At 66.1% G+C, this 7,501-nt stretch carries 7 protein-coding genes; 1 reads left to right on the top strand and 6 read right to left on the bottom strand.

The annotated features are described in order from the left end of the window. Positions 1–70 precede the first annotated feature (70 nt). On the top strand, positions 71–574 hold the full coding sequence (locus V6M49_RS07490; protein WP_141140870.1) for a DUF3145 domain-containing protein: 504 nt from the start codon (positions 71–73) through the stop codon (positions 572–574). A gap of 154 nt (positions 575–728) precedes the next feature. Here V6M49_RS07490 and V6M49_RS07485 read toward each other — a convergent pair whose 3' ends face one another. From V6M49_RS07485 to V6M49_RS07460, 6 genes are all read right to left on the bottom strand, one after another. Further along, complete coding sequence (locus V6M49_RS07485; RefSeq protein ID WP_141140869.1) at positions 729–1,964, bottom strand: beta-ketoacyl-[acyl-carrier-protein] synthase family protein; 1,236 nt, start codon at positions 1,962–1,964, stop codon at positions 729–731. A 152-nt stretch (positions 1,965–2,116) separates the two neighbouring features. Next, on the bottom strand, positions 2,117–2,362 hold the full coding sequence (locus V6M49_RS07480) for an acyl carrier protein (protein WP_009359314.1): 246 nt from the start codon (positions 2,360–2,362) through the stop codon (positions 2,117–2,119). Between the two features lie 81 nt (positions 2,363–2,443). Beyond that, positions 2,444–3,505, bottom strand: a complete 1,062-nt coding sequence (locus tag V6M49_RS07475; RefSeq protein ID WP_254752011.1) for a beta-ketoacyl-ACP synthase III — start codon at positions 3,503–3,505, stop codon at positions 2,444–2,446. Then, on the bottom strand, positions 3,502–4,431 hold the full coding sequence (locus V6M49_RS07470) for an ACP S-malonyltransferase (protein WP_181037144.1): 930 nt from the start codon (positions 4,429–4,431) through the stop codon (positions 3,502–3,504). Before V6M49_RS07470 ends, V6M49_RS07475 begins: the two co-directional genes overlap by 4 nt. A gap of 88 nt (positions 4,432–4,519) precedes the next feature. Further along, positions 4,520–5,764, bottom strand: a complete 1,245-nt coding sequence (locus tag V6M49_RS07465) for a PucR family transcriptional regulator (protein WP_056349053.1) — start codon at positions 5,762–5,764, stop codon at positions 4,520–4,522. A gap of 185 nt (positions 5,765–5,949) precedes the next feature. Then, on the bottom strand, positions 5,950–7,501 hold a 1,552-nt coding region (locus V6M49_RS07460), incomplete at its 5' end, for a transketolase-like TK C-terminal-containing protein (RefSeq protein WP_442959703.1).

The following is a 7,501-nucleotide window of genomic DNA, read 5'->3' as shown; positions in this document are numbered from 1 at the left end:
TACAGCACCGGGCAGTTTCATCCAGGCAGAGGTCGTTGGGGAAGACGTACCTACAGCTATGGAGGATGGAATGTCTGTTGCAATGACCCGCGGTGTGCTGTTTGTTCACTCAGCCCCTACAGCACTGTGCCCGCACGTTGAGTGGGCCATTGGATCCGTCGTGGACAAGCGGACGGATCTAGAGTGGACCCCTCAGCCTGCCGCGCCCGGAATGTTCCGCGCCGAACTCTCCTGGACAGGGGCCCCGGGCACCGGATCGCTGCTGGCATCCTCCCTTCGCGGCTGGGCCCATCTTCGCTACGAGGTCACTGAAGAGCCGAGCCAGGGAGTTGACGGCGGCCGCTGGTCGCATACCCCCGAACTGGGAATCTTCCACGCCACAACGGACGTCCACGGCAACATCATGGTCTCAGAGGACCGCATCCGTTACGCCTACGAATCGGGTGCCGGCGATCCCTCCGCCGTGTACCACGAGCTTTCCCTGGCCTTGGGTGAGGCGTGGGACGAGGAACTAGAGCCGTTCCGCCACGCAGCCGAGGGCGCACCGGTCCGCTGGCTGCACCAGGTGGGCTGACCGCCGTCGGACATCACAACGTCGTACTTCCTGTCCGCTGTCCCGGCTGAAGCCGTGCCGGATGGGAAGGCGGCGCTCCATAGCAAAAGCAGAGGCCCCGCCACATGGCGGGGCCTCTGCTTCGTCTGCGGTACTTGCTGTTCCCGCGCTGCTGCTAGATGCTGCGGACAGCGATCACGGCGTTGTGGCCGCCGAAGCCGAACGAGTTGCTCAGCGCCACGATGTCGCCTGCCGGCAGATCCCTCGCCGACGTGACGACGTCGAGCGGGATCTCCGGGTCCTGGTTCTCAAGGTTGATGGTGACCGGCGCCTTGCGGTGGTACACGGCAAGCACTGTGAGCACTGCCTCCACGGCACCGGACGCGCCCAGCAGGTGGCCCATCTGTGACTTAGTGGCGGACACTGCGACGTTGTCGAGGTGGTTCCCCAGCGATGCGCGGAGGGCCGTGTACTCGGGCTTGTCACCGACGGGAGTGGAGGTGGCGTGCGCGTTGACGTGGACAACGTCCTCGGCCTGGATCCGGCCGTCGAACATGGCGGCCTTCAGCGCGCGCGTGGCGCCCAGGCCCTGGGGGTCCGGGGCGGTGATGTGGTAGGCATCAGCCGTCACGGAGGTGCCGGCCAGTTCGCCGTAGATGCGGGCGCCGCGGGCAATGGCGTGTTCCTCGGCTTCGAGCACCAGCGCGCCGGCGCCTTCGCCCATCACAAAGCCGTCGCGGCCCAGATCGTAGGGGCGTGAGGCGCCCTGGGGGTCGTCGTTGCGGCGCGAGAGGGCCTGCATGGACGAGAACGCGGCCAGGGGCATGGGGTGGATGGCTGCCTCGGCGCCGCCGCACATCACTACGTCGGCCTTGCCGGAGCGGATCAGCTCCAGCCCCAGGTGAAGGGCCTCGGTGCCCGACGCGCAGGCCGAAACAGGGGTGTGGGCGCCGGCACGGGCGCCAAGGTCAAGGCTGACGGCTGCTGCGACGCCGTTGGGCATCAGCATGGGCACCGTCATGGGCAGGACGCGGCGCGGGCCCTTTTCCTTCAGCGTGTCCCACGCGTCCAGCAGCGTCCAGACGCCGCCGATGCCGGTGGCGAAGGCGACCGCAAGGCGGTCGGGGTCAATCTCGGTGATGCCGGAATCGGCCCAGGCTTCACGCGAAGCGATGACGCCGAACTGGGTGGACGGGTCCATCCGCTTGGCCTCAACGCGGCTCAGGACCTCCAGGGCCGGAGTGGAGCAACGGGCAGCAAAGTGGACAGGCAGTTCGTACTTGGCGACCCATTCATCTTCAAGCGTGCGGGCACCGGAGACCCCCTTCAGCGCGTTGTTCCACATGGTGGGTACGTCGCCGCCGATGGGCGTGGTGGCACCCAGACCGGTAATGACTACTTTGCGTGTCATTGGATCACTCTCTGTCGGTGGGCAGGCCGTATCCGGTTGTCCGGCGGGGTCCCGCGTGTGGGGCAGCTGGCTGCCGAAAAATGTGGTGGACTGCCGGTCCGGCCTGAGCACGGACCGGCAGTCCAGTCAGCCTTAAGGGGCTGAAGCCTTGGCTAGGCCTGTGCGCCTGCGATGAAGCTGACGGCGTCGCCCACAGTCTTGAGGTTCTTGACCTCTTCGTCCGGGATACGCACGCCGAACTTCTCTTCGGCGTTGACCACGATGGTCATCATGGAGATGGAGTCGATGTCCAGGTCCTCGGTGAAGGACTTGTCCAGTTCCACAGCCTCGGGGGCAAGGCCGGTTTCTTCGTTGACGATTTCAGCCAAGCCGGCCAGGATCTCTTCGTTGCTAGCCATTGATGGCTCCTTTTCTTGTTATTGCCGGCAGGGGGTGCCGGAAACGGTGCAGTCCGCGGATGCGGCCTGTATGGGGCGTTCCTAAGGAAGGACGATTACCTGGGCACCGAAGACCAGCCCGGCGCCGAAGCCGATCTGGAGTGCGAGGCCGCCGCTGAGCTCAGGGTTTTCCTTGAGCAGGCGGTGGGTAGCAAGTGGGATGGAGGCCGCCGAGGTGTTTCCGGCATCAGCGATGTCCCGGGCCACGGTGACGGATTCAGGAAGATTCAGTTTCTTGACCATCTCGTCGATGATCCGCATGTTGGCCTGGTGCGGGATGAACGCAACGAGGTCTTCAGCCTTGACGCCCGCGGCATCCAAAGCCTGCTGTGCCATTTTGGCCATTTCCCAGACCGCCCAGCGGAAGACGGTCTGCCCGTCCTGGCGGAGTGTGGGGTAGAGCTCCTGCGCTTCTTCGAGCAGGGCAAAGTCGCCGGGCTCGTCGGACTGGCGGGCGGCCATGCTGAGGTCGCGGACATCCAGGATGGAACGCGTCATGCCGATGGCGTCCCACTTACTGCCGTCCGAACCCCACACCGAGGGTCCGATGCCGGGGGTGTCCGAGGGGCCGATGACAACAGCGCCCGCGCCGTCGCCCAGCAGGAAGGAAATGGTGCGTTCCCGGTTGTCGATGACGTCGGAGAGCTTCTCCGCACCGACCACCAGCACGTAGGTGGCTGTGCCTGAGCGGACCAAGGCATCGCCCTGGGCGATGCCGTAGCAGTACCCGGCACAGGCGGCCGAGATATCGAAGGCCGGAGCCGGCGTCGCACCGATGCGGTCAGCCAGGGCGGCGGCAGCCGACGGCGTGGCGTACGGGTGGGTGACGGTGGAAACGATGACGGCACCAAGCTGGGAGGCTTCGATGCCTGCCTGCTGCAGGGCCTCCCGGGCAGCGCCCTCGGCCATATCGATGACGCTGACGTCGGCAGGGGCCCGGTGCCGGGTCACGATGCCGGTCCGCTGGCGGATCCATTCGTCCGAGGAATCAATCCACTGGCAGACGTCGTCGTTGGTGACGATGACGTCAGGCCGGAATGCGCCGAGGCCCATGATGCGGCTGTATTCGTTTACGGGAACCTGTTTCAGCGTGGGAACGCTCATGCGTTTCCCTCCAGTTCTGCGAAGAGTGCCAGTGCGGCCGTGAGGTCGTCCGGGGTTTTGACTGCAACGGTCTTGACGCCGGGCATGCCGCGCTTGGCGAGCCCGGCCAGGGTGCCGGCCGGGGCCAGCTCAATGACACCGGTGACGCCGCGCTGCACAAGGGTTTCCATGCAGAGGTCCCAGCGGACCGGCCGGGAGACCTGCGCGATGAGGCTCTCGACGGCGGCGCCGCCGTCGGTCACTTCCCGGCCGTCAAAGTTGGACAGCAGGGGCACCTGCGGCTTCTGCGGCTTGAGGCCGGGCTTGAGCGACTCGAGGGCGCTCACGGCGGGGGACATGTGCGAGGTGTGGAACGCCCCGGCCACTTTCAGCGGGATGACCCGCGCCTTCGCCGGCGGGTTGTCCGCCAGGGCCTTGAGCTGCTCGAAGGTTCCGGCTGCCACCGTCTGGCCCGCGCCGTTGACATTGGCCGGTGTCGCGCCGGTAGCCTCGATGGCGGCCAGGACCTCTGCGGGGTCCCCGCCCACTACGGCACTCATGCCGGTCGGGGTTACGGCAGCGGCGGCGGCCATGCTGTTGGCGCGTTCACGGACGAACGTCATGGCTTCCTGCTCGGTGAGCACGCCGGCGAGGGCCGAGGCGGTGATTTCACCGACGGAGTGGCCGGCAAGGATCACGGGAAGCGTGCCGAGTTCGACGTCGAACAGCGACTTTGCGGCCACCAGCCCGGCGGCAACAATCAGGGGCTGCGCAACGGCGGTGTCCTTGATGGTGTCCTCGTCAGAGGTGGTCCCGTGGGCTGTCAGGTCGATGCCTGCGATCTCACTGAGGGAGGCCAGATGGCCTGCTACCGAAGGCAGTTCCAGCCAAGGGGCCAGAAAACCCGGGGTCTGTGAGCCCTGTCCAGGGCAGACTATTGCAAGCACGTATCCAGCTTTCCAAATTATGGGGTCATCCAGCGGTGTTTCACTGCACCAAGCTCAAGGGGTCAGATTGTAGGAAGTCTACAACGACTCACGGCTGATTCCGCGCCGGATGACGCTCCGCCGGCGCTTTTGGCGGCGCCGACAGCCGCCCGACCACCAACGCCGCCTGCAGCACAAACGCCTCCCGGGGGAGCAGCGGATCCCAGCCCGTGACGTCGCAGACGCGCTTGAGCCGGTACCTGACGGTGTTGGCGTGGACAAACAATTCGCGGGCAGTCGCCTCAAGGGAATGGCCCAACTCCAGGTAGGTGCCCAAGGTCTCCACCAGCCCGTTGGAAGCGGCGACAAGCGGACGGTAGATGTTTTTCACCAGGGAGCGGCGCGCCGCTTCGTCACCGGAGATGACGCGTTCCGGCAACAGGTCATCGGCGGCCACGGGCCGGGGAGCGGCGGGCCACGCCCTTGCCGCGGTCAGGCCGGCAAAGGCAGACTGCGCCGAGCCGCTGGCCTCCAGCAGGGAGCCGGCTTCCGGACCGTAGACCACCGGGCCGGGGGCGAACATTTCGCTGAGTTTCAGGTATGCGGTCTCGCGGTCCTGGACGCCGCCAAGGATCAGGATCAGCCGGTCGCCCTGGATGCCCACCAACGCATCCTCGGCGTAGCGGCCTGCCAGGCGGCGCAGTTCGCTGACGTAGCTGGCACTGGGTTCAGACGGCGAATTGCCCACCATCACAGTGAACCTCTCCTGTGCCTTCCAACCCAGCGCGGCGATCCGGGACCGCAGCGCGTCCGTGTTTTCGCCACGGAGGATGGCGTCCACGATCAGCGCTTCCAGCCGTGTGTCCCAGGAACCGCGGGACTCGGCCGCCCGCGCATACACGTCTGCCGCCGCGAAGGCCACTTCCCGTGAGTACCGCAGCACCGCCTCGCGGAGGGAGGGCTGGTCAGCTTCCGGGGCGATGACCGGCACCTGGTCTTCCACCACTTCCACCACTATGCGGATGAGCTGGAGCGCCTTCTGGAGGCTGATGGAGCGCGTCAACTCGGTGGGGGCCGTCCCAAAAACGTCGGTGAGGATCCACGACGGTGAGCTGGGCCGCTCATACCAGGTGACAAACGCTGCGATGCCGTTTTGCGCCACCATGCCAAGGGCCGAGCGCTCGTCGGAGCTGAGGCGCGAATACCACGGCAGCGACTTTTCCAGCTGGCGAAGGGTGGTGGTGGAGAGCTGGCCCACGCTTGCCCGGAGCTTTTTCAGGGTTTCGGATTTCTCCGGTGTCATGCTGCGCGAGGACGGCTTGCGCTTCACGGGCGGGGTGGTTGGCTCTGGCATCCTACGAGCATACGGTGCCTGCCCGGCAAGCTCCATTTGTGCAAAGGCTACAAACGCTATTGGACCTGCGTCACAGGCTTCCTCCTGTCCGGAAGGCAGGGGGACGACGACGGCGACCCTCGCCTTTTCGGTGAGGGTCGCCGTCGTCGTTCATGTCCGCTGACAAGCAGGTCAGCGGGAGTTGATCAGGACTCGCCGCCCGCGTTGCCGGTGGAACCGGCGTTGACGTTGTGCAGCTTGTACTTCTCGATTGCCTGGGCCGGGGCCTGGGCATCAACTTCGCCGCGGCGCGCCAGCAGTTGCAGGGAACGGACCACGATGGAGTGGATGTCGTTCTTGAAGAAGCGGCGGGCCGCTGCGCGGGTGTCGGAGAAACCGAAGCCATCCGCACCCAGCGTGGCGAACTCGTTCGGCACAAACTGGCGGATCTGGTCCGGGACGGCCTTCATGTAGTCCGAGACCGCAACCACGGGTCCTGTGGCACCGGCAAGCTGCTGGGTCACAAACGGAACACGGGCTGGCTTGCCCGGGTTCAGGAACGCCTCTTCCTCGGCGGCCATGCCGTCGCGGCGCAGTTCGTTCCAGGACGTGACGGACCAGACGTCGGCGGAGACGCCCCAGTCCTCGGCGAGCAGCCGCTGGGCTTCGATGGCCCAGGGAACCGAGACGCCGGAGGCCAGGATCTGGGTCCGGGGACCGTCGATCTTCGCCGGAGCCAGGAGGTAGATGCCCTTGAGGACACCTTCCACGTCGAGCTCTTCGGGTTCTGCGGGCTGCGTGATGGGCTCGTTGTAGACCGTGATGTAGTACATCAGGTTCCGGTCAGCCGAATCGGGCCCGTACATACGCTCGATGCCGTCCCGGATGATGTGGCCCATTTCGTACCCGTAGGCGGGGTCGTAGGTGACCACTGCCGGGTTCGTGGAGGCCAGCAGCGGGGAGTGGCCGTCGGCGTGCTGGAGGCCTTCGCCGGTCAGCGTGGTCCGCCCGGCGGTGGCGCCGATGATGAACCCGCGGGCCATCTGGTCCCCGGCGGCCCAGAAGGCGTCGCCGGTGCGCTGGAAACCGAACATGGAGTAGAACACATACACCGGAATCAGCGGTACGCCGTGGGTGGCGTAGGAAGTTCCCGCGGCGGTGAACGCCGCGACCGCGCCTGCTTCGTTGATGCCGGGGTGGATCAGCTGGCCCTGGGCCGATTCCTTGTAGGCCAGGACCAGGTCCCGGTCTACGGACAGGTAGTTCTGGCCCTTGGGGTTGTAGATCTTCGCCGTGGGGAAGAACGCATCCATGCCGAACGTGCGGGCCTCGTCGGGGATGATCGGCGCGATGTGCTTGCCGAAGTTCTTGTCCCGCATGAGGTCCTTGAGGAGCCGGACAAACGCCATGGTGGTGGCGGCCTGCTGCTTCCCGGAACCGCGCTTGGCAACCTCGTACGTTTTTGCCTCCGGGAGTGCGATCTCCTGGTGCTTGGAGCGGCGCTCCGGAACAGAGCCGCCCAGCTGGGCACGGCGTTCCATCATGTACTGGATCTCCGGCGCATCGGTGCCCGGGTGGAAGTACGGGGGCTGGTACGGGTCCTTCTCCAGCTGCTCGTCGGTGACCGGGATCCGCAGGTGGTCGCGGAACTTCTTCAGGTCATCGAGGGTGAGCTTTTTCATCTGGTGGGTCGCGTTGCGGCCCTCGAAGTGGGGTCCGAGCCCGTAGCCCTTGACCGTTTTGGCCAGGATCACGGTG

Source organism: Pseudarthrobacter sp. (assembly GCF_036675385.1).
Classification (GTDB): domain Bacteria; phylum Actinomycetota; class Actinomycetes; order Actinomycetales; family Micrococcaceae; genus Arthrobacter.
The sequence above is the reverse complement of the archived record's forward strand: the minus strand, read 5'-3'. Positions and strand labels throughout refer to the sequence as shown.

Coding starts and splice junctions, on each gene's coding strand:
- V6M49_RS07465 (WP_056349053.1), bottom strand. CDS start 5,764: ATGCCAGAGCCAACCACCCCGCCCGTGAAGCGCAAGCCGTCCTCGCGC.
- V6M49_RS07490 (WP_141140870.1), top strand. CDS start 71: ATGTCTGTTGCAATGACCCGCGGTGTGCTGTTTGTTCACTCAGCCCCT.
- V6M49_RS07475 (WP_254752011.1), bottom strand. CDS start 3,505: ATGAGCGTTCCCACGCTGAAACAGGTTCCCGTAAACGAATACAGCCGC.
- V6M49_RS07480 (WP_009359314.1), bottom strand. CDS start 2,362: ATGGCTAGCAACGAAGAGATCCTGGCCGGCTTGGCTGAAATCGTCAAC.
- V6M49_RS07485 (WP_141140869.1), bottom strand. CDS start 1,964: ATGACACGCAAAGTAGTCATTACCGGTCTGGGTGCCACCACGCCCATC.